The 21,125-nt window shown below is 75.7% G+C and carries 17 protein-coding genes; 9 read left to right on the top strand and 8 right to left on the bottom strand.

Features of this window, described 5'->3' with window-relative positions; genetic code table 11:
- Positions 1-4: 4 nt before the first annotated feature.
- Genes ACN27D_RS04160 through ACN27D_RS04140 form a run of 5 tightly spaced genes read right to left on the bottom strand, consistent with a single transcriptional unit; the run spans position 5 to position 3,696 of the window.
- On the bottom strand, positions 5-1,132 hold the full coding sequence (locus ACN27D_RS04160) for a glycosyltransferase (protein WP_421498567.1): 1,128 nt from the start codon (positions 1,130-1,132) through the stop codon (positions 5-7).
- A complete protein-coding gene (locus tag ACN27D_RS04155) occupies positions 1,129-1,932 on the bottom strand; it encodes a carotenoid biosynthesis protein (RefSeq protein ID WP_421498566.1) in 804 nt (267 codons plus the stop codon). Before ACN27D_RS04155 ends, ACN27D_RS04160 begins: the two co-directional genes overlap by 4 nt.
- Positions 1,929-2,483 carry a GNAT family N-acetyltransferase gene (locus ACN27D_RS04150; protein WP_252449246.1) on the bottom strand — a complete coding sequence of 185 codons (555 nt, stop codon included), beginning with the start codon at positions 2,481-2,483 and terminating at the stop codon, positions 1,929-1,931. Before ACN27D_RS04150 ends, ACN27D_RS04155 begins: the two co-directional genes overlap by 4 nt.
- A complete protein-coding gene (locus ACN27D_RS04145; RefSeq protein ID WP_120568806.1) occupies positions 2,480-3,211 on the bottom strand; it encodes a monooxygenase in 732 nt (243 codons plus the stop codon). Before ACN27D_RS04145 ends, ACN27D_RS04150 begins: the two co-directional genes overlap by 4 nt.
- Positions 3,208-3,696, bottom strand: coding sequence for a YbaK/EbsC family protein (locus ACN27D_RS04140; RefSeq protein WP_120568807.1), 489 nt, complete (start codon positions 3,694-3,696; stop codon positions 3,208-3,210). Before ACN27D_RS04140 ends, ACN27D_RS04145 begins: the two co-directional genes overlap by 4 nt.
- Positions 3,697-4,242: 546 nt before the next feature.
- On the opposite strand from ACN27D_RS04140, the gene ACN27D_RS04135 reads away from it, so the two are divergent.
- From ACN27D_RS04135 to ACN27D_RS04095, 9 genes are all read left to right on the top strand, one after another.
- Complete coding sequence (locus ACN27D_RS04135) at positions 4,243-4,746, top strand: SAV_6107 family HEPN domain-containing protein (RefSeq protein ID WP_013475768.1); 504 nt, start codon at positions 4,243-4,245, stop codon at positions 4,744-4,746.
- 140 nt (positions 4,747-4,886) lie between these two features.
- A complete protein-coding gene (locus ACN27D_RS04130) occupies positions 4,887-5,648 on the top strand; it encodes a hypothetical protein (RefSeq protein WP_120568809.1) in 762 nt (253 codons plus the stop codon).
- Positions 5,645-7,441, top strand: a complete 1,797-nt coding sequence (locus ACN27D_RS04125; protein ID WP_421498565.1) for a DNA polymerase Y family protein — start codon at positions 5,645-5,647, stop codon at positions 7,439-7,441. Before ACN27D_RS04130 ends, ACN27D_RS04125 begins: the two co-directional genes overlap by 4 nt.
- 198 nt (positions 7,442-7,639) lie before the next feature.
- A complete protein-coding gene (locus ACN27D_RS04120; protein WP_421498564.1) occupies positions 7,640-11,005 on the top strand; it encodes an error-prone DNA polymerase in 3,366 nt (1,121 codons plus the stop codon).
- A 96-nt stretch (positions 11,006-11,101) separates the two neighbouring features.
- Positions 11,102-11,281, top strand: a complete 180-nt coding sequence (locus ACN27D_RS04115; protein WP_030500224.1) for a hypothetical protein — start codon at positions 11,102-11,104, stop codon at positions 11,279-11,281.
- 31 nt (positions 11,282-11,312) lie between these two features.
- A complete protein-coding gene (locus ACN27D_RS04110) occupies positions 11,313-12,044 on the top strand; it encodes a methyltransferase domain-containing protein (RefSeq protein WP_252449252.1) in 732 nt (243 codons plus the stop codon).
- The gene (locus ACN27D_RS04105; protein ID WP_421498563.1) at positions 12,041-13,216 is read left to right on the top strand and encodes an alkaline phosphatase family protein; all 1,176 of its coding nucleotides are present in this window, start codon (positions 12,041-12,043) and stop codon (positions 13,214-13,216) included. The genes ACN27D_RS04110 and ACN27D_RS04105 overlap by 4 nt, the downstream gene beginning before the upstream one ends.
- Positions 13,217-13,324: 108 nt before the next feature.
- Positions 13,325-14,584, top strand: a complete 1,260-nt coding sequence (locus ACN27D_RS04100) for a DNA polymerase IV (protein WP_421498562.1) — start codon at positions 13,325-13,327, stop codon at positions 14,582-14,584.
- Positions 14,585-14,699: 115 nt separating this feature from the next.
- On the top strand, positions 14,700-15,113 hold the full coding sequence (locus ACN27D_RS04095) for a DUF3040 domain-containing protein (RefSeq protein WP_120568815.1): 414 nt from the start codon (positions 14,700-14,702) through the stop codon (positions 15,111-15,113).
- A gap of 860 nt (positions 15,114-15,973) precedes the next feature.
- Here the strand turns inward: ACN27D_RS04095 and ACN27D_RS04090 are convergent.
- The 3 genes from ACN27D_RS04090 to ACN27D_RS04080 are packed head-to-tail and all read right to left on the bottom strand — an operon-like array spanning position 15,974 to position 20,814.
- Complete coding sequence (locus ACN27D_RS04090) at positions 15,974-18,442, bottom strand: transglutaminase TgpA family protein (protein ID WP_421498561.1); 2,469 nt, start codon at positions 18,440-18,442, stop codon at positions 15,974-15,976.
- A gap of 16 nt (positions 18,443-18,458) precedes the next feature.
- A complete protein-coding gene (locus ACN27D_RS04085; RefSeq protein WP_358172646.1) occupies positions 18,459-19,757 on the bottom strand; it encodes a DUF58 domain-containing protein in 1,299 nt (432 codons plus the stop codon).
- A 1-nt stretch (position 19,758) separates the two neighbouring features.
- Positions 19,759-20,814 carry an AAA family ATPase gene (locus ACN27D_RS04080; protein ID WP_013287615.1) on the bottom strand — a complete coding sequence of 352 codons (1,056 nt, stop codon included), beginning with the start codon at positions 20,812-20,814 and terminating at the stop codon, positions 19,759-19,761.
- Positions 20,815-21,125 lie beyond the last annotated feature (311 nt).

Raw genomic sequence — 21,125 nt, 5'->3', positions numbered from 1 at the left:
CCTCCTAGGTGACCGGGCGACCCCGCCAGGTGAGCCGGTGTCGCTTCCGCAGATGGTACGACCGGACGGTCAGCCAACCGAGGACCACGACCGACACGGGGTGGCCCAGCGCGTCGGGCCACGCCCGCCCGCCGGTGGCGCGGGCGCTCACCACCCGCCCGGCGACACCGGCCAGGTAGGCCAGGAACGCCACAGCGGCCACCGCCGGCGCGCCGGCGAGCAGCGCCCCGGCGGCCAGCAGCGGCGGCGCGACGTAGAGCGCGACCAGCAGCGCGAGCACGGCGGCCGCTGCGGCGGGGTGCCCGAACGTCGCCCACAGCGACTTGGTGTAGCCGTCGCGCAGCTGCGGCCAGGTGTCGTACATCCGGCAGGACGCCAGCCGGGACCCGTCGGCGAGCGCGATCCGCCCGCCGGCCCGCTTCACCGCCCGGGCCAGCTCGATGTCCTCCAGCACCTTGTCGGCCACCGCCGCGTGCCCGCCGGCCCGCAGGTAGCCGGCCCGGTCCACGACCAGGAACTGCCCGCCCGCCGCTGCGAGCGAGGGCCGCCGCGAGCGTTCCATCGCGCGCAGCGGCAGGAACGTCAGCCACAACCACTGCAACAACGGCTGCACCAGCCGGTCGGCCGCCGTCCGCACCACGATCCGGGGGTACGGCGACAGCAGCGCCGCGTCCGCCGCGCGCAACTCGGTCACGGCCGCCGCCACCGCGTACGGGGTGAGCACCACGTCGGCGTCGACGAAGGCCAGCACGGCCGGTTCCGGGCCGGTGCGGGTGGCGAGCTGCCAGCAGGCGTGCGGCTTGCCCAGCCAGCCGGGCGGCGGGGCGACGCCGGTGAGCAGGGTGACCCGGGGATCGTCACCGGCCACCGCACGGACCACGTCGGCGGTGCCGTCGGTCGAGCCGTCGTCGAGCACCACGATGCGCAGGTCCGGCACGCCGCGCTGGGCCAGCAGCGCGCGCAGGCACGGGGTGACCCGCTCGGCCTCGTCGCGCAACGGCAGCAGCACCGCCACCGGCTCGGTCACCTCGGCCGGGCCGGCGGTGGGGCGGCGCAGCCAGGCGTACGCGTTGACGAGCGTGTGCCCGGTGAGCGCGCCGACCGCCACGGCCAGCGCGAGGGCGGCGATCATGCCGGGGCGTCGACGCGCGGCGCCGGTTGCGGCTCGGCGGCCGGGTCCCGGCGGGCCCGCCACAGCGTCACCGCCAGCGGCACCGCCGCCACCGCCATCCCGGCCGCGCCCCACAGCGCCGAGGCCGGCAGCCGCAGGAACACCGCGTGCGCCAGCACGCTGGAGGCGTACGTCCAGAGGTAGAGCGCGAACATCGGGGCGTCCCGGCCGTCGACCCGGTCCGCCGACGGCCCGGCGAGCGGGCGCAGCGCGACGGCGAGCAGCACCGCGAAGCCCAGCCACCCCAGGTAGTTGCTGATCGGGATGCCGGGCAGCCCGGGCAGCGCCGGGGTGGCGTCGAGCCAGGTCCAGTAGCCCTCGGCCACCATCTGCGGGTCGAGGAACAGGTCCCAGGCGGCCAGCCCCACCGCGGAGAGCGCGATCCGCGCGAGGCGGGAGCGGACCAGCCGGACCGCGGTGAGCCAGGCCGGCCAGGCCATCCAGGTCCAGGCGAGCGGGATGATCAGCGGCACCCCGGCCAGCTTGGGGCCCAGCTCGCCGGAGTAGTCGTAGCTGCCGAACGGGAACCCGGTGGCCACGCCGATCGCCTCCACCGCGAACCCGCCGCCGGTGACGACCGCGACCAGTGCGACGGCCGCACGGACGCCCCGGGTGAGCAACGCGTGGCCGACCGAGAGCAGCCAGCCGAGCACCACCGTGGCCACCGTGAGCCCGGCCCGGGTCGCGCCGCCGGTGAGCGGGTAGCAGATCTGGGCGAGCACCAGCACGGCCAGCAGCGCCCAGGGCAGCCGGCCCTTCATGACACGTCCGGCGGGGGCAGCGGCAGGTCCCGGCCGAGCACGCCGAACGGCCGCTCGTCACCGGGGAAGTGGAAGTGGCGCAGGACGTCGACGAAGCCGAACCGGCGGTACAGCCGCCAGGCCCGGGACTTCTCCTCGTCGGCCTCCGGCGTGGACAGCAGCGTGGTGTCGCCCTCGGCCACGGCGAGCAGCGCGCGCAACTGGCGGGCGCCCAGGCCGTGCCCCTGCGCGGGCGGGCGGACGTGCAACTCGACCACCTCGAACGGGTGGGCCAGCCAGCGCTGCCGGTCCTGCGCGTTCAGCGCCCGGTGCACCTGGTCGTGCCACCACTGCCCGGTGGCGCCCCGGTAGCCGTACCCGAAACCGGCCAGGTGCCCCTCGCTGGTCAGGCTGGCGACGGCGCGGAAGCCGGGCCGGCGGACGTGGGTGGCGATGTAGCCGCGGCGGGCCTCCAGCAGGTCGGGCCGGTAGCCCATCGCCTCGCCGTAGACGGCCACCACGTCGTCCAGCCGCCGGACCAGGTCGTCCGGTGTCCACCGCACCAGCCTCATGCGTACCCTCTCGATGTTTCCGGGTCGCCGTCGGCGGCGGCCCAGCCGAGCACCGTACGGTCGCCGACCACGTCGCCCACCGCGAACCGCGCGAACAGTTCCTCCGCGTACCAGCCCTCGGTGGGGGTGCGGGTGATCGCGGCGCGGTGCTCCGGGGAACGGTACGCGAACGCGACCAGGTCCGCCGGGTCGCGCCACACGCTCACCGTGCCCTGCCAGCCCAGCGGCGCCTCGCCGACGCCGAACCGGGCGAGCAGGCCGGGCGCGGTGTGCAGCTCGGCGGCGACCGGCGGGATCGCGCGCCAGAACGTGGCCGCCCGGCGGGCCCGCAGCCGGGCCCTGGTCAGCGCCAGCACCGGCCCGGTGACCCGCCCGCCCGACGGCGCGCCGAACGGCTCCCGGCCGGACCACCGGCCGCGGCTGGTCAGCGGGCGCAGGTCCACCCGTACCGCGGCGTGGGCGATCCGGGCCCAGGAGCGGGCGACCGGGGAGGCGTCGAAGCCGTCCGCGTCGGCGGGGGAGTCCCAGACCACGAGCGCGGCCCACCGGGTCAGGTCGGCGTCGCCGGGGCCGAAGCCGGTGCCGGTCCCGGTGCCGAGCAGCTTGGCGAAGCGCACGCCCGGCAGCCGGCGCAGCCGTGCCGGGTGGGTGGCCATCCGGGCCGGCACACCGGGTACGGCCCGGCGGGGCACACGCCACACGTGCAGCGTGACGAGTCCGGGGTTCACGCCACCTCGGCCGGGGTGCCGGCGGTGATCCGCAGCAGTTCCGCGTACGTGGTGGGGAACACCGCCCGGGGCACGCCGCCGGCCGCCCACACCTCGTCGTACCCGGCCAGTGCGGTGTCGACGACGGTCCGCAGCGGCGCGGGGTGGCCGACCGGGGCGACGCCGCCGATCACCTGCCCGGTGTGCCGCTTGACGAACTCCGGGGTGGCCCGGCGCAGGTGGGTCACGCCCAGCGTGGCGGCCAGCCCGGCGGTGTCCACCCGGTGCGCGCCGGAGGTGAGCACCAGCAGCGGCGCGTCGTCCGCGTCGAAGATCAGCGAGTTGGCGATGGCGCCGACGGCGACGCCGAGCGCCTCGGCCGCCGCGGCCGCGGTGTGCACCGCCTCGGGCAGTAGCCGGACGAGGCTGGCCTCGCCCGATCCGTTCCGCGCGCCCGCGTCGTCGAGCGCGCGCTGCACCGCCTGCACGTTCGGGTGTGGCTGCATGCACCCATTCTTCCCTCACCCCGGTACGCCCCCGCCGGGGGCCGTCGCCCTCCCGTGCGTCCCCGGCGCGTCACACGTTGCGTTTTCGTCGGTGGGGAGGTGTACTGTCTGGGTAGTTAGAACGAGTGTTCGATTCCGGCTCGAAGTTCGATCGGCCCGAAGTTCGGCTCAGTCCGAACGGCAGCGGCTCAGCTCCCCGGCTGGCCCGGCCTGATCCGAGCCGGTCGCGCACCCGTCGAACGCTCCGGAAGCGGTGTTTCGCGGCACCGGCTTCCGGGAGGTGCGGCACCGCGGGCCGCACCGGGTCTCGGACAGTCGCGAGTCCGGGCCCGTCAGGCAGGTCGTCGCCCGCCGCCCACGACCCCCGGGCGGCGGGCGACGGACCCGCCGGCACGCCGGCCGGGTGTGGGTGTGGGGAAGCGTCCACATCCGGCCGGCCGCCACCTGAAAAGGGTGCGTCTTCCTCCGCACCGACCGTTCCGGGCGACCGGGCGACGTTCCCCGTCGCGCGACCGCCCGCCCCGGCCACACGCGGAGGAGAGACTCATGCCGACCAGTCCGGCCCAGGCACCCACGGTGCCCGCGCACGTGCTGCCGCACCGCACCCCCGCCCAGTTGCTCGCGGTGGCCCGCGACGGGCTGGCCGAGGCCGCACGCACCCGCCCCGACGGCCTGCGGTACGCCGCCGCCCACCTCGCGGCGCTGCGCGCCGCCGCCGCCGTGCTCGCCGCCCGGGCCCGCCCCGCACCCACCCGCCGGCACCGGATCACCAGCGTCTGGGTGCTGCTCGCCACCGTCGCCCCCGAACTGGACGAGTGGGCCGCCTACTTCGCCGCCGGCGCGAGCAAGCGGGCCGCCGCCGAGGCCGGCATCCCCCGCGTGGTCACCGCCCGGGAGGCCGACGACCTGCTGCGCGCCGCCGAGGAGTTCGTGACGGTGGTGGAGACCGCGCTCGGCCTGGCACACCAGCCGGCGCTCGACGGCCTGCCCCGCCCGCTGCGGCTCGGCGCCTCCGACTCCCCGCCCCGGCCCGGAGCAGCCGCCGCCTGATTCGTGGCGCCCGGCCGCCACCGGCGGGACCCCGGGTGGCCGGGCGCCGCACCCACGGCACACGCGTGCCGCGCACGACACGATCCACAGCACCATCCACGGGTGAGGCCCGTGGCGAAACACGACGGGGGGTTGGTCCGATGGCGGGCCGCATGGTGGTCGGTTCCGCCGCCCTGGCCGATCTGGTCCGGCCGGCGAGCGCACCCGACCCGGCCGGCGGCCACCGGGTGCTTCCCGTCCGGGCCGAGCTGACCGGGCTGCTGCCCAACCGCGGCCTGCGGCGCGGCAGCACCGTCGCGGTCGGCGCCGGGCAGCCCCGGCGCAGCGGTGCCACCTCGCTGATCCTCGCGCTGCTCGCCGAGGCGTCCCGGGCCGGCTCGTGGTGCGCCGTGGTCGGCGTACCCACCTTCGGGGCCGGCGCGGCGGCCGAGGCGGGCATCGCCCTGGACCGGCTGGCCCTGGTGCCCGACCCCGGGCCGGAGTGGCCCACTGTGGTCGCCGCGCTCATCGACGGGGTCGACGTGGTGGTCACCGCCGTGCCGGCCACCGTCTCCGCCTCGGTCGCCACCCGGCTGGCCGCCCGTGCCCGGCAGCGCGGAAGCGTGCTCGTCCCGTACGGCCGGTGGGACGGCGCGGACGTCACGCTCCAGGTGGTCCGGGGCGTCTGGCAGGGGCTCGGCCCCGGTCGCGGGCGGCTGCGCCGCCGCGAGGTGACCGTCTCGGCCCGGGGCCGGGGCGCCGCCGCCCGTCCCAAGGAGATCAAGGTGTGGCTGCCCGGCGACGAACTGACCCGGGTGATCCCCCGCTCGGCCGGGCTCGGCGCCCCGTCCGCCACGCCGTCACGCCGGCTGCGCGTGGTCGCCCCACCCGCCCGTACGCTCGCCGCGGCCGGTCCGGCGTGAGCGGCGTACCGCAGCGGACGCTGCTGCTCTGGTGTCCGGACTGGCCGGTCCTCGCCGCCGAGATCGTCGACGGGGTGCCCGCCACCGACCCGGTCGTGGTGCTGCACGCCAACCGGGTGATCGCCTGCTCCGAACGGGCCCGCGCCGAGGGGATCCGGCGCGGGCTGCGCCGCCGCGAGGCGCAGGGGCGCTGCCCGCACCTCACGGTGGTCGACCACGACCCCGGCCGGGACGTGCGCGCGTTCGAACCGGTGGTGGCCGCCGTGGAGGAGGTGGTCGCCGGCGTCGAGGTGATCCGGCCCGGCGCCTGCGCCACGGCGGCCCGGGGGCCGAGCCGCTACCTCGGCGGCGAGGAGGCGGCGGCCGAGCGGATCGTGGAGCACGTCGCGCAGAGCTGCGCGGTGGAGAGCCAGGTCGGCATCGCCGACGGGGTGTTCGCGGCCGGGCTGGCCGCCCGGGAGGGGCGGATCGTGGCCCCCGGCGGCACCCGCGAGTTCCTGGCCGCCCGGCCGGTCGAGGCGCTCGGCCGGCCCGCCCTGGCCGACCTGCTGCGCCGGCTCGGCGTCCGCACCCTCGGCGACTTCGCGGCGCTGCCGGCCGGGGACGTGCTGGCCCGGTTCGGCTTCGACGGGGCGCTGGCGCACCGGCTCGCCGGCGGCCGGGACGACCGCCCGCTCGCGGTCCGGCAGCCACCCGCCGACCTCACCGTCACCGCCGACTACGACGAGCCGATCGACCGGGTCGACGCCGCCGCGTTCGCCGCCCGCACGCTCGCCGAACGGCTGCACGAGCGGCTGGCCGGGTACGGGCTGGCCTGCACCCGCCTCGGCATCGAGGCGGTCACCGCGCACGGCCAGGAGCTGCACCGGGTCTGGCGGCACGACGGCCTGCTCACCGCGGCGGCCATCGCCGACCGGGTCCGCTGGCAGCTCGACGGCTGGCTCTCCGGCAGCAACGGCCGGGGCGGGACGCGTCCGGCCCGCCCCACCGCCGGGATCGTCCGGCTGCGACTGGTGCCCGACGGGGTGCTCGCCCAGGCGGGCCTGCAACCCGGGCTGTGGGGGGAGACTGGTGAGGAGCGGGAGCGGGCGCACCGCGCGCTGAGCCGGGTACAGGGCATCCTCGGCCCCGAGGCGGTGGTCACCGCGGTGCTCGGCGGCGGGCGGTCCCCGGCCGACCAGGTGCGCCTGGTGCCGTGGGGCGACGAGCGGGTGCCCGCGCGCCCCGGCCCGCAACCCCTGCCCCCCGCCCCTCCCGCCGCCGTGCCACCGGTCCCGGCCGGTTCGGTGAGCGGGGTCGCGGCGTCGCGCCCGGTCCCGACCGGTTCGGCTGCAGCTCCGGCGAGCGGCGTGACGCCGTCGCGCCCGGCCGTCGGGGCCGCTCCGGGTGCCGCGTCCGCCCCTGTCGTCGTACCCCCTGAGGGCCGTGCGGGGCGACGGGCCGGCCGGGGCCGGGCGGTGGCCGAGCCGCCGTGGCCGGGACGGATTCCGCCACCGTCGCCGGCCGTGGTGCTGCCCACCCCGTTGCCGGCCGACGTGCGTGACGCCGCCGGGGAGCCGGTCGTGGTGAGCGCCCGGCTGGCGGTCAGCGCGGCGCCGGCCCGGCTCACCGTCGGCGCCGGCCGGCCGGCCGAGATCACCGGGTGGGCCGGTCCGTGGCCGGTGGACGAGCGCTGGTGGGCGCCGGCCGAGGCGCGCCGCCGGGCCCGGTTCCAGGTGTGCCTGGCCGACGGTGCCGCCCTGCTGCTCGCGGTCGAGGGCGGGCAGTGGCTGGTGGAGGCGATCTATGACTGAGCGGTGGGTCCCCGTCCCGAGCCGGGCCCCTGCCGGCGTGCGGTGCCCGGTCGGCCGAGCCGCCACGCGATTTTCCGCTTTCCGGGATGCGCGTTCCACCTGTCAGGACGAAGGAAGATCTTGGAAGGAAAGCGCCCCTCTGGGGGCCGTTTCGTACCAAGATCTCGGGCTTTCGGGTGCAGGGCGAGGCGGGCGCCGGTGAGCTTCCACAACCCGAAGATGCCGTGGTCCAAGCTGGAGCAGGTGCTCTCCGGGCGGGCCAAGGGCGAGCGGCACCTGCACGTGGTGGAGCCGCACGTGGTCGACCCGCTCGCGGTCGACGCCGACGGGGGCGACTCACCGGCGTGGAGCCGCAAACGCCAGGAATACCGGCCGCCGGAGCTGGACCGCCCGGACGGCGTGGTGCCGTACGCGGAGCTGCACGCGCACTCCAACTTCAGCTTCCTCGACGGGGCCAGCCACCCGGAGGAACTGGCCGAGGAGGCGGCCCGGCTCGGGCTGACCGCGCTCGCCGTCACCGACCACGACGGCTTCTACGGCGTGGTGCGCTTCGCCGAGGCGGCCCGCGCGCTGCGGCTGCCGACGATCTTCGGCGCGGAACTGTCCCTCGGGCTGCCCGGCCCGCAGAACGGCGAACCCGACCCGCTCGGCCGGCACCTGCTGGTGCTCGCGCACGGCCACGAGGGGTACGCGCGCCTGGCCGCCACCATCTCCCGCGCCCAGCTGCGCGGCGGGGAGAAGGGCCGCCCGGTCTACGGCGAGCTGGAGGAGATCGCCGACGAGCTGCGCGACCACGTGCTGGTGCTCACCGGCTGCCGCAAGGGGCACGTGCCCGCCGCGCTGCTCACCGAGGGCGTCGACGCGGCGGCCCGGGAACTGGACCGGCTCACCGCGCTGTTCGGCGCGGAGACGGTGGCGGTGGAGCTGACCGACCACGGCCACCCGGTCGACGCCGACCGCAACGACGCGCTCGCCGAGCTGGCCGCCGCGGCCGGGCTGCCCACGGTGGCCACCAACAACGTGCACTACGCCACCCCGGGCCGGCGGCGGCTGGCCACCACAGTCGCGGCGGTCCGGGCCCGGCGCAGCCTCGACGAGATCGACGGCTGGCTGCCCGCCGCGGCCACCGCCCACCTGCGCAGCGGCGCGGAGATGGCGGCGCGGTTCGCCGCGTACCCGGGCGCGGTGGCGCGGGCCGCGGAATACGGTGCGGAACTCGCCTTCGACCTCCAGCTCGTGGCGCCGAAGCTGCCGGCGTACCCGGTGCCGCCCGGGCACACCGAGATGAGCTGGCTGCGCCGGCTGACCATGGACGGCGCCCGCGAGCGCTACGGCCCGCCCGAGGCGCACCCGGAGGCGTACGCGCAGCTGGAACACGAGCTGCGGATGATCGAAGACCTCGGTTTCCCCGGCTACTTCCTGGTGGTCTACGACATCGTCGCGTTCTGCCGCGCGCAGGACATCTACTGCCAGGGCCGGGGCTCGGCGGCCAACTCGGCGGTCTGCTACGCGCTGCGCATCACCAACGTGGACGCGGTCCGGCACCGGCTGCTGTTCGAACGGTTCCTCGCCCCGGAACGCGACGGCCCGCCCGACATCGACGTGGACATCGAGTCCGACCGCCGGGAGGAGGTCATCCAGCACGTCTACGCCCGCTACGGCCGGGAGCACACCGCCCAGGTCGCCAACGTCATCTCGTACCGGCCCCGGTCGGCGGTGCGCGACGTCGCGAAGGCGTTCGGCTTCTCGCCCGGCCAGCAGGACGCCTGGAGCAAGCAGATCGACAGGTGGGGTTCGGTCGCCGCGGTCGACGTGGCGGACATCCCGGAGCAGGTGGTCGCGTACGCCAACGAGCTGCAGACGTTCCCCCGGCACCTGGGCATCCACTCCGGCGGCATGGTGATCTGCGACCGGCCGGTGATCGAGGTGTGCCCGGTGGAGTGGGGCCGGATGCCCGGCCGCAGCGTGCTCCAGTGGGACAAGGACGACTGCGCCGCCGTCGGCCTGGTCAAGTTCGACCTGCTCGGCCTCGGCATGCTGTCGGCGCTGCACTACGGCTACGACCTGATCGGGTCCAGCCTCGACCTGGGCGACATGGACCTGGACGACCCCGAGGTCTACGACATGCTCTGCCGGGCCGACTCGGTGGGCGTGTTCCAGGTGGAGAGCCGCGCCCAGATGGCCACGCTGCCCCGGCTCAAGCCGCGCGAGTTCTACGACCTGGTGGTGGAGGTGGCGCTGATCCGGCCCGGCCCGATCCAGGGCGGCTCGGTGCACCCGTACATCCGGCGCAAGAACGGCCAGGAGCCGGTCACGTACGCGCACCCGCTGATGCGCAACGCGCTGGAGAAGACGCTCGGCGTACCGCTGTTCCAGGAGCAGCTCATGCAGCTCGCCATCGACCTGGCCGGGTTCGACGCGGCCGGCGCCGACCAGCTGCGCCGGGCCATGGGGGCGAAACGCTCGGTGGAGCGGATGGCGCAGATCGCCGACCGGCTCTACGCCGGGATGGCCGAGCGGGGCATCACCGGCGAGCTGGCCGACGACGTGTACCGCAAGCTCACCGCGTTCGCCAGCTACGGCTTCCCGGAGAGCCACGCGATGAGCTTCGCCTACCTGGTGTACGCCAGCTCGTGGCTCAAGCGCTACCACCCGGGCCCGTTCCTGGCCGCGCTGCTCAACGCCCAGCCGATGGGCTTCTACTCGCCGCAGACGCTCGCCGACGACGCCCGCCGGCACGGCGTCGAGGTGCGCCGGCCGGACATCAACGCCAGCGGCGCCAAGGCGGTGCTGGAGTCCACCCCGCAGACCCGGTGGGGCAGCGTGCCGGGCGAGCCGCCGTACGCCTGGGGACTGGGCGGCCCGGCGGTACGGCTCGGGCTGGGCAGCGTCCGTACCCTCGGCGAGGACGTGGCCGAGCGGATCGAGGCGGAGCGGACCGCGCACGGGCCGTACCGGGACATGCCGGACCTGGCCCGCCGCGTCGGTCTCACCGCCGCGCAGCTGGAGGCGCTGGCCACCGCTGACGCCTTCGCCTGTTTCGGGCTGACCCGGCGGCAGGCCCTCTGGGCCGCCGGCGCGGCGGCCCAGGACCGGCCCGGCCGGCTGCCCGGCACGGTGACCGGCGCGGACCCGCCCACACTGCCCGGCATGGCCGCGGTGGACCGCCTGGTCGCCGACGTCTGGGCCACCGGCCTGTCCCCGGAGAGCCACCCGGCCCGGTTCATCCGGGACCGGCTCGACGAACTGGGCGCGGTGCCGATCGCCCGGCTCGGCCAGGTGCCGCCCGGGCAGCGGATCCGGGTCGGCGGGATCGTCACCCACCGGCAGCGTCCGGCGACCGCCGGCGGCGTCACGTTCCTCAACCTGGAGGACGAGACCGGGATGCTGAATGTCACTTGCTCCCCGGGGTTGTGGCAGAGATACCGTCGAATCGCCCGCACCAGCGGAGCACTGGTGGTGCGGGGCCGGCTGCAGCGGCACGAGGGCGTCACGAACCTCACCGCGGACCGGCTGGACGCGATCGAGCCCCCCGTCACACCGGCATCCAGGGATTTCCGTTGATGGAGTGATCCACATTACGGTTTCTCCGGGCCGGAGGCGGGAGACTCCCGACGCGGGTGGGCAGAGCGGCCCACCCGGGGTATGGGGGATGAACCGATGACCTTTCACCGCACGTACGCCGGTGGCGTAGCCAACGCCCGACGGACCCGCCTCGGCGCCGACTGGGCGCCCACCCACGAGGCCGAGCCGCGGGAATACCAGGTGACCGACGGCCCGGTGGCCAACGACCAGCGCTCCCGCGCCGAGGACGACCCCGCCGGCGGCGGCGAGTCCTGAACCCGGGCCGGGGGGTGACTAGGCTCGGCGCGTGGAGCAGATCCGAACCCTCACCCCCCGCACCGCCGTCATCTGGTCGGTGCTCCGGGCCGAGCTGGACCGGCGGGCCGGCGAACGACTCTCCGTGCTCGACGTCGGCGGCGGGACCGGCGGCTTCGCCGTCCCGCTCGCCGAGGCCGGTCACCGGGTCACAGTGGTCGACGCCAGCCCCGACGCGCTCGCCGCGCTGACCCGCCGGGCCGCCGAGGCCGGGGTCGCCGATCGGGTACGCGCGACGCAGGGCGACGCCGACGCGCTCACCGGACTCGTCGAACCGGCCACCGTGGACCTGGTGCTCTGCCACTCCGTCCTCGAAGTGGTCGACGACCCGGAACCGGTGATGTCCGCGCTGGTCACCGCGTTGCGCCCGGGTGGCGCGGCGAGCGTGCTCGTCGCCGGCCGGGCCGCCGCCGTGTTCGGCCGGGCGATGAACGGGCAACTGGACGCCGCCGCCGCGCTCGCCGCCGACCCGCGCGGCACCACCGGCGGCCGGGACACGCTGCGCCGCCGCTACGACACCACCGACGCGAGCGCGCTGCTCACCGCCGCCGGCCTCGTCGTGGAGGAGATCCACGGGGTACGGGTGCTCGCCGACCTGCTCCCGGCCGCGGTCGCCGACGGGCAGCAGGCCGCCCTGGTGGAACTGGAGCGCGCCCTGGCGGCCCGGTCCCCGTACCGCGATCTCGCCGCCCAGCTGCACCTGTTCGCCCGCCGCCCGGCATGACCGGCCCGGCCCCCGATCCGGCTCCCGGCCCGCTGGACCGGGTGGCGCCCCGCTACGACGGCGGCGGCCTGACCGACGTGCTGCCCAGCGCGCTGGCGCTGCTCGGCGTGCCGGGCGCGGCCGACCGGCTCGGCCTGGCCCCGCGCCTGACCGGGGTACGCCGGATCGCGGTGCTGCTCGTCGACGGCCTCGGCTGGTACCAGATCCCCACCGCCGCCCCGTACGCTCCGACGCTCGCCGGCCTGGCCGCCACCGTCGGCCGGCCGCTCACCACCGGCTTCCCGTCCACCACGCCGACCAGCCTGGTCAGCCTCGGCACCGGCACCGGGGCCGGCGCGCACGGCGTACTCGGCTTCACGGTCCGGGTGCCCGGCACCGACCGGGTGCTCAACCACGTCGACTGGGCCGGCGACCCGGACCCGGCGAGCTGGCAGCCGGTGCCCACCTGGTACCAGCGGGCGCGCGCCGCCGGGGTCGCCGTGACAGTGGTCAGCCGTCCCGAGTTCGCCGGCAGCGGCCTGACGCTCGCCGCCAACCGGGGCGGCGACTACCGGGGCGCGGCCGGCGTCGACGCGCTCGCCGCCCGGATGCTGGCGGCGCTCGCCGCCGGGGACGGCCCCGCCCTCGTCTCCGGCTACCACCCCGACCTGGACCGGCACGGGCACCTCAGCGGCGTGGACTCCGCGCCCTGGCGGGCCGCCGCCGCCGACGTGGACACGCTGCTGGCCCGGCTCGTCGACGGGCTGCCGCCGGACGCCGCGCTGCTGGTCACCGCCGACCACGGCCAGCTCGACGTGCCCGCCGCGCACCGGATCGACCTGGACACCGACCCCCGCCTGCGGGCCGGGGTACGGGTGGTCGCCGGCGAGCCCCGCGTCCGCTACCTGCACGTCGAGCCGGGTGCCGAGGCCGACGTGACGGCCGCCTGGAGCGAGGTGCTGGGCCCGGCCGCGCACGTGCTGACCCGGGCCGAGGCGGTGGCGACCGGCTGGTTCGGGCCGGTGCCCGAGGCACACCTGACCCGGATCGGCGACGTGGTGGTGGTCTGCCGCGACACGTACGCGGTGGTCGCCACCCGCTCCGAACCGCCGATGGCGTCGCGGCTGGTGGCGTACCACGGCGCGGACACCGCCGCCGAGATGACGATCCCGCTGCTGGTGGTCCGCGGCTGACCCCGGTTCGTCCGTGCCTCTGCGCTGTCCCCTGGGTCGGCCCCGCCTGGTCCGGGGCCGGCGGGCGGTCGCCGTGGGGTTGTCGGACCGGCGGGCTAGCCTGCTGACATGGGCCGTAGCCAGTCGTTGCCCCGAGGCGGTGACCCGCGCTTCGGGCCGGACGCCGACGACACCGGCTGCACCGTCCTGCACGTCGACATGGACGCGTTCTACGCCTCGGTGGAGGTGCGCCGCCGGCCCGAGCTGCGCGGCCGGCCGGTGGTGGTGGGCGGCGTCGGGCCGCGCGGCGTGGTCAGCTCCGCCAGCTACGAGGCCCGGCGGTACGGCGTCCGCAGCGCCATGCCCACCGCTCGCGCCCGCGCGCTCTGCCCCGGCGCGGTCTACCTCCCGCCCGACTTCACCGCCTACACCGAGGCGTCGCGGGCGGTCATGCGGATCTTCCGGGACGTCACGCCCCTGGTCGAGCCGCTCTCACTGGACGAGGCGTTCCTCGACGTGGCGGGCGCCCGCCGGCTGTTCGGCCGGCCCGCCGACATCGCCGCGCTGATCCGCCGCCGGGTCGCCGAGGAACAGCGACTGACCTGCTCGGTCGGCGTGGGGCCGAGCAAGTTCGTGGCCAAGCTCGGCTCCACCCGGGCCAAACCCGACGGCCTGCTCGTGGTCCCGGCCGCCCGGGTGCTGGACTTCCTGCACCCGCTGCCGGTGTCCGCGCTGTGGGGCGTGGGGGAGCGTTCCGCGGACGCGCTGCGCCGCCTCGGCCTGCGTACCGTGCGCGACCTCGCCGAGGCACCGGCGGGCCTGCTGCGCCGGGCGGTGGGCGAGGCGTCCGCCACCCACCTGCACGAGCTGGCCTGGGGGCGTGACCCGCGCGCGGTCACACCCGAGCAGGTGGAGAAGTCGATCGGCGCGGAGGTCACGTTCGACACCGACGTGACCGACCCGGACGAGATCCGGCGGTCCCTGCTCGCGCTCGCCGACAAGGCCGGTTCCCGGCTGCGCGCGGCCGGGCAGGTGGGCCGCACCGTGTCGCTCAAGGTCCGCTTCGCCGACTTCCGGACGGTCAGCCGCTCCCGCACGCTCGCCGTGCCCACCGACACCGCCCGGGAGATGTTCGACACGGCCTGGGCGCTCTGGGTCGCACTCGCCCCCGGCGAGCCGGTTCGGCTGGTCGGTGTCCGGATGGAAGGTCTCGCCCCCGCAGGAGAGACCCCGCAGCAGCTCACCCTCGGTGCGCCCGAGCGCGGCTGGCGCGAGGCGGAGGCGGCGGCCGACGCCGCGGCTGCCCGATTCGGGCGGTCCGTCATAGGTCCGGCCAGTCTTCTCGGCCGTCGTGATACACGACAAGTCGAAAAACCGACCCGGCCGTAGGTCGTCCCGCTTTCCGACGCGCGGGGGCCCTCGTAGACTTGCGGGTAAGCAGCCGGTTGGCTGCCACGGTCTGTCGGCCCGACCGGGCCGACCAACGTGACCGGGGAGGAGTGCCGTGCCGCTCTCGGAGCACGAGCAGCGGCTGTTCGAGCAGATCGAGCGGTCGCTTGCCGAGGACCCCAAGTTCGCCTCGGCCGTGCGCGCCAGCGACCCGCGTTTCCACGCGCGGCGTCGCGTGCTCGTCGCTGCCGGCGTGGTCGTCGCTGGTCTGGCCCTGTTGATCTACGGTGCCGTGATCAAGATTCCTGCGGTGGCCGTGGCGGGTTTCGTCGTCATGCTGGCCTCGTTGGGCTACGCGGTGCAGTCGCACCGCCGATCCCAGTCGCCCGACCTGCACGTGGTCGGCGGCACGACGAGCCGGCGTCGTCCCCGTGGCCGCAGTGGCGGTGGCGGTGGTGGTGGCCGTCGGGGCTCCTTCCTCGACCGGATGGAGGACCGCTGGCGGCAGCGCCCGGAGGGCCACCGCTGACCGCGTCCCGCCCCTGAACCGGGGCGGGAAACCGGCGGCGCCTCCGTAGCAGGCGGCAAGCGCCGCCGGGGCGACCTGCTGCCGGTCGCCGTGGCGCACGCGGGCGAGGGCGCTCGCTCAGTCGTGCCCGAAATCGAGTTCACCGTCCCGCCGCGGCGGCACCACGTCGCGGTCCGCCTCCCGTGGACACCGCCGCGCCTCCGTCAGCACGTTGATGCGCGCACGGTTCGCACCCCACCCGGGCTGTCACCGTAGAGCTTCCCCGCCTCAACGTGACACCACCTGCCCGAGCGGCCCGGCCACCTGCCGTAGCCCAAACGGCCCACTCCCACGCGATCTTGCACTCCCGGCCCGAACCGTGCCCCGAATGCCTTCCTCGCGTGTCTCCCGCGCGATCTTGCACTTCCGGCCCGCGCCGCGCCCCGATGTCTCCCGCGCGATCTTGCATCTTCGGCCCGAGCTGTGCCCCCGAATGTCCCGTTCGCCCGGGCCCGGACTGCAAGATCGCGGATCACCACGGACTGGGCGAACAACGCGCTCACCGCCACCGCCGCGGCGGCGGGCTGCCCAGCCCGTCCGTCCCCTCAATCACGCGCCGCCCGGCAGGCGGGATTCACCGCCCATATTCCGGCGCCGCCGTAGATCTTGGTACGAAAGCGCCCCTATGAGGGCCGTTTCGTACCAAGATCTCGCGTGCGTCCGGGCGGGGGCGGCGGCCCAGAAGCGGTGATCAAGGAGTTCGTGTCGTCAGCGGGGCTGGAACTGGACACAAACTCCTTGATCAACGATGAGAGGGCGGGAGGGGCGGGGGCGGAAGGGCAGGAGGGCAGGAGGGCGGCAGGCGGGCGGGGAGGGGAGTGTCAGCGGGCGGGGCGGCCGGCCAGGAGGCGGCGAGGGCTCCAGCGCGTCATCTGCTGCCGGATCTGACCGCTCGTGGTGACCACCCGGGCCGACCGCTCCGCCAGACCGGTACGCCAGCGTTGCAGCACCGACGGCGGCAGCAGCGCGGCCAGCAGCCGGGTACGGCGATCCGCGCCCGCCGCCAGCGCGCCCCGGACCGTGCGCAGCGCCGCCGGCAACCCGGCGTCGGTCAGCGGGTCACGGGCGTACCGGGCGCGTTCCTCGGCGCGGCCGAGCAGGCGTACCCCGGTCGCGGCGTCCCCCCTCTCGGCGAGCGCCTCCCGGGCCAGCCGCTCGGCGGTGGCCCGTGGGGTCTCCGTGGGGTCGACGCGGACGTGGAAGTCGACGAGCGTGTCGAGCAGTTCGTCCCAGGCGGCGTGCGCGTCGGCGCGGGCCGCCTCGGCGTCCACGCCGACCACGACCGGCCGTGTCTCGCCGCGCTGGCCCGGCACCGGCAGCGCGGTGGCCGCGGGCGCGACCGCGCGGACGCGCCGGCGGCGGCGCAGGGCGGAGCGGCGCAGGGCCGGTACGGCGAGCAGCGCCAGCAGCACCAGCACACCGGCCAGCCACCACGGCCAGACCGGGCTCTCCTCGGCGGGGCCGCCCTGGTTCAGCGCCAGGCCCTGGTCGGTGTCCTTGTCGAGCCGGTCCGCCTCGTTCGGCCCGGCCGACGGGCCGGCCGCGTCGGGAGCGCTGGTGCTGCCGGTCGAGGGGGTGGTCTCCTCGGGGGCGTCGATGTCCGGCGCCCACGCCGAGCGGACCGAGCCCGGCACGGCCGCCGCCGGGGTGGCGTCGAACGGCACCCAGCCGATCGCGGGACCGAAGTTGACCTCGGTCCAGGCGTGCAGGTTGCGGTTGGTCAGCACGTACGCGTCGCCGTCGGCCTTGCTGCCGTTGCTGAACCCGACCGCGACCCGGGCCGGGATGCCGGCGGCCCGGACCAGCCAGGCCATTGCTGCGGCGTACTGCTGGCAGTAGCCGACCTTGGTGGCGAGGAAGTCGGTGATGTCCTCCCCGCTGCTGCCGTTGCGGGTGGACAGCGAGTAGGTGAAGCCGTTCTCCACGGAGAAGTAGTCGTAGATCGCCCGGACCTTGTCGTAGTTGTTCGACTTGCCCTTGACCAGCTCCGCGACCAGCTCCTCGACCGCCGGGACGGACGGCCGCTCGGTCTGCTGCCGCATCACCGGGCTGTCCGAGGGCAGCGACGGGGCCGCGCGCAGCGCCGCCGGGCTGAAGGTGGACCGGACGTAGTCGAACGAGTAGCTCTTGCCGCGGGCGTTGTCCCGGTTGGAGAAGACGACCTGCTGGTTCGGGTCGTACAGCCAGTTGCCGTTGAGGTCGTCGGCCTTGGTCGGCTCGGCGTAGACCGGCAGCAACGGCATGTTCAGGTTCTTCGTCACCTCGACGGTGGCGCGGTAGCGCTGCCGGTCGACGCCGCGCGGGGCGTCGTCGCCCGGGTCGGCCAGCGCACGGGCGACCGACCTCCCGGTGGGCACACGTGCCTGGAAGCCGCTGGGCCGCAGGTCGTCGACCACGCCCAGGCGCAGGTAGAACGGGGTCGCCTCGTTGGTGCTGACCTTGACCAGGTCGATCACTTCGCTCTGGTTGAGCTGGCCGCTGAGCGCCGCGAACAGGTCGACCCGGCCCGAGCTGCCGCCCTGGCCCGGCCGTCCGTTGCCCTCGCCGGGCCCGGCGCCGACGTTGTTCAGCAGCCCGCCGGTCATCCCGGGCACTGCGAGCGGCAGCGCCACCGCCGCGATCACGCCGACCACGGCGAGCCGCCGGCCGGCCGCGGCCAGCGGGGACGCCTCCCAGACGTCCACGTCGCGTCCCTCGCCGGTGAACCGGCGGCCGAACCGGCGTACCCGGTCGACGTTGTCGGTGACCAGCAGCCAGAGGTAACCGGCGGCGCCCACCACGAACGGGGTGGCCGGGACGCTGTCCACGTACACCGCGACCGGCACCGAGTAGATGGCGAGCATCGGCAGGCCGGCCAGCGCGGGCCGGCGCAACCCGACCGCGAGCACGTCCACGACCACGGCGACCGCGCCGATGCCGAGGACCGCGAGGAACAGCAGCGAGTCGACGTCCGGCACCTTCACGCCGTACGAGCGCATGTCCTGCAACGACGTTTGGAGCAGGTCGCCGAAGTGCCCGAACGTGGCCGGGGTCGGCACGAACGCGAGCAGTTCGGTGCCACCGGGGAAGACCCACGTCAGGCCCAGGGTCAGCCCGGCCAGCATGGCCAGCACCTGCCCCCACAGCGGCATCCGGCCCAGGCGGCTCAACGCGGCCGAGCCGGCCACCACGGCGACCACGACGGCGGCCTGGATCAGCCAGGTCCAGCGTTCGAAGATCGCCGACAGCGGGGCCGCCGCCAGCAGCGTCGCCGCCGCGGCGACGAAACCGATGTTGCGGTGCGGGGTCACAGGACCATCCTTCCGGTCATCGCCGTCCGCCGGCCACCGTCTCGGCCATGGCCGCCCGCAGCGCGAAGCCCTGCGAGCCCCGCCCGGCCTGCGGCCACAGCATCGGCAGTCGGGTGCCGTGCTCCACCCCGATGACCCGCCAGCCGCTCTGCAGCAGTGCGAGCGCGGCGGCGCCGTGCGCCCGCTCCGCCTCGGTCCGGGCGTTCGGCGGGAGGTTGAGCCAGGTGTTGCTGTCGAGCAGGAACGCCACACAGGTGGCGCCGTTGCCGCGCAGCCCGGCCAGCAGCTCCGCCTCGGCGGTGCCGAGCGTGCCGAGCAGCGCGATGATCAGACCGCCGTCGGCGCGCTGCCGGATCTGCTGCACCAGCGTGGTGATCTCGCCGCGCCGGTCCAGGTGCACGTCGGCGAGGTGGTCGAGCAGCAGTCCCTCGCCGCCGGCCTCGGTGGCCCCGACGTCGGCGCCGTTGCCGGTGACCAGCCGCAGCTTGTAGCCGGCCTCGCGCAGGTGCACGGCGATGCTGGCGGCGGCCGAGACCGCCCACTCGAAGCTTGCCGTGGGGCCCTCGCCCCGGTGCCCGGCGGCGCGGGTGTCGAGCACCACCGTCGCCCGGCTCTCCCACGGCTGCTCCTCGCGGCGCACCATCAGCTCACCGGTGCGGGCGGTGGACTTCCAGTGCACCCGGCGCAGGTCGTCGCCCATCCGGTACTCCCGGGTGGCGGCGTCGTCCTCGCCGTGCACCGCCACCGAGCGGGCCCGGCTGTCGCCGCTGCCGGCGTACTCACCCGGCAGCCGTACCGCGGGCAGCGGGGTGACCTGCGGGATCACCGTGAGGTGGTCGGTGCTGGGGAACGACCGGGTCAGCTCGCACAGCCCGAACGGGTCGGTCAGCCGGATCACCAGCGGCCCCACCTCGTAGCGGCCGCGCACGTCCGCGCGGACCGTGTACGCCACGGAGCTGGCCTGGTGCGCGCCGAGCCGCTCCAGCACCACCCGGGGCCGGCTGCCCAGCGCGTACGGCAGGCGGTCCTCCAGCAGCAGCGTGCCGGTGGGCAGCCGGGACAGGTTCTGCAGCCGCAGCACCACCCGGGAGCTGGCGCCGACCGGCACCCGGTGCGGCTCCAGCGACCGGTTGCAGGCCAGCTTGTACCGGCTGCGCCCGACGTACGCGGCGGCCAGCAGCGGCAGCACGGCGAGCAGGACCGCCACCCGGAGCAGGTCCTTCTCGCCCAGGATGCCGGCGGAGATCGCCGCGGCCACCGCGGCCGCCAGGAAGGAGCGGCCGCGGGTGGTCAGCCCACGCAGGCCGTCACGCACGTCACGGCCTCCGCGGCTCGTACGGCCCGCGGCCGTTGTTGCCGCCGCCGGGCCGGGTGTCGTACGGCGAGCGCTGCCGGTCGTGCGGCAGCGGCAGGCGGTGCACCAGCTCGGAGACGATCGCGTCGGTGGTGCGCCGGGCCAGCTGCGCGTCCGCGGTGGGGATGATCCGGTGCGCCAGCACCGGCACCGCGAGCACCTGGAGGTCGTCCGGCAGGACGTAGTCGCGACCCTCCAGGGCGGCCACCGCGCGGGCGGTGCGCAGCAGCTGGAGCGTGGCCCGCGGGGACGCGCCGAGCCGCAGGTCGGGCGCCTCCCGGGTGGCGGTGACCAGGTCGATCGCGTACTGCTTGACGGCGTCGGCGACGTGCACCTGCCGGACGTGGCCGATCAGCCGGCGGACGGTGGCCGCGTCGGAGACCGGCCGCAGGCCCGGCAGCGGGTCGGTGGCGCCGTGCCCGTCGAGCATGGCCAGCTCGGCGCGCGGGTCCGGGTAGCCCATCGCGATGCGGGCGGTGAACCGGTCGCGCTGCGCCTCGGGCAGCGGGTAGGTGCCCTCCATCTCGATCGGGTTCTGCGTCGCGATCACCATGAACGGCGTCTGCAACTGGTAGGTGACCCCGTCGACGGTGACCTGCCGCTCCTCCATGCACTCCAGCAGCGCCGACTGGGTCTTCGGCGAGGCCCGGTTGATCTCGTCGCCGACCACCAGGTTGGCGAAGACCGCGCCGGGGCGGAACTCGAAGTCGTGCGTCTCCTGGTTGTAGACGCTGACGCCGGTGACGTCGCTGGGAAGCAGGTCGGGGGTGAACTGGATCCGCCGGACCGAGCAGTCGATGGACCGGGCCATCGCCTTGGCGAGCTTGGTCTTGCCGACGCCGGGCACGTCCTCGATGAGCAGGTGACCCTCGGCCAGCAGCACCGCCAGGGCGAGCCGGACGGTGGCGGTCTTGCCCTCGATGACCTGCTCGATGTTGGCCACGATGGCCTCGCTGGCGGCGCGGAACTCGTCGTGCGGCAGCAGACCGCCCACCTCGTCCCAGGTCTGTTGTGTCACGGGCCTCCTCCTCGTCGCCTGGACGGCAGCTCTTTATAGAGCACCTGGACCCGCCGTTGGGTTCGCGACGCCGAGCCTCGTCTGCCGCAGAAATCTCATTGGTCTCTCAGGCTAACCATGTTTGTCGTTACTGCCGACTCCCGCAGGTGGTCGGTCGGTTACGCCCGGAATATTCGCCGGACCGGGGGATCGGCCGCCGCGCGTGGAACGGGCGCGCCGCCGCCGAGGGGTGCGAGGTACACTGCCTGCATGGCCGGGTTCTTCCTGCTTCTTACCGAGCCGTGTTGATGCGCTGAACGCGCGACAGCACG

It is taken from the genome of Micromonospora sp. WMMD1274 (assembly GCF_049179035.1).
GTDB classification, from domain to species: Bacteria; Actinomycetota; Actinomycetes; order Mycobacteriales; family Micromonosporaceae; genus Micromonospora; species Micromonospora tulbaghiae.
This window is presented reverse-complemented; position numbering and strand designations above follow the sequence as displayed.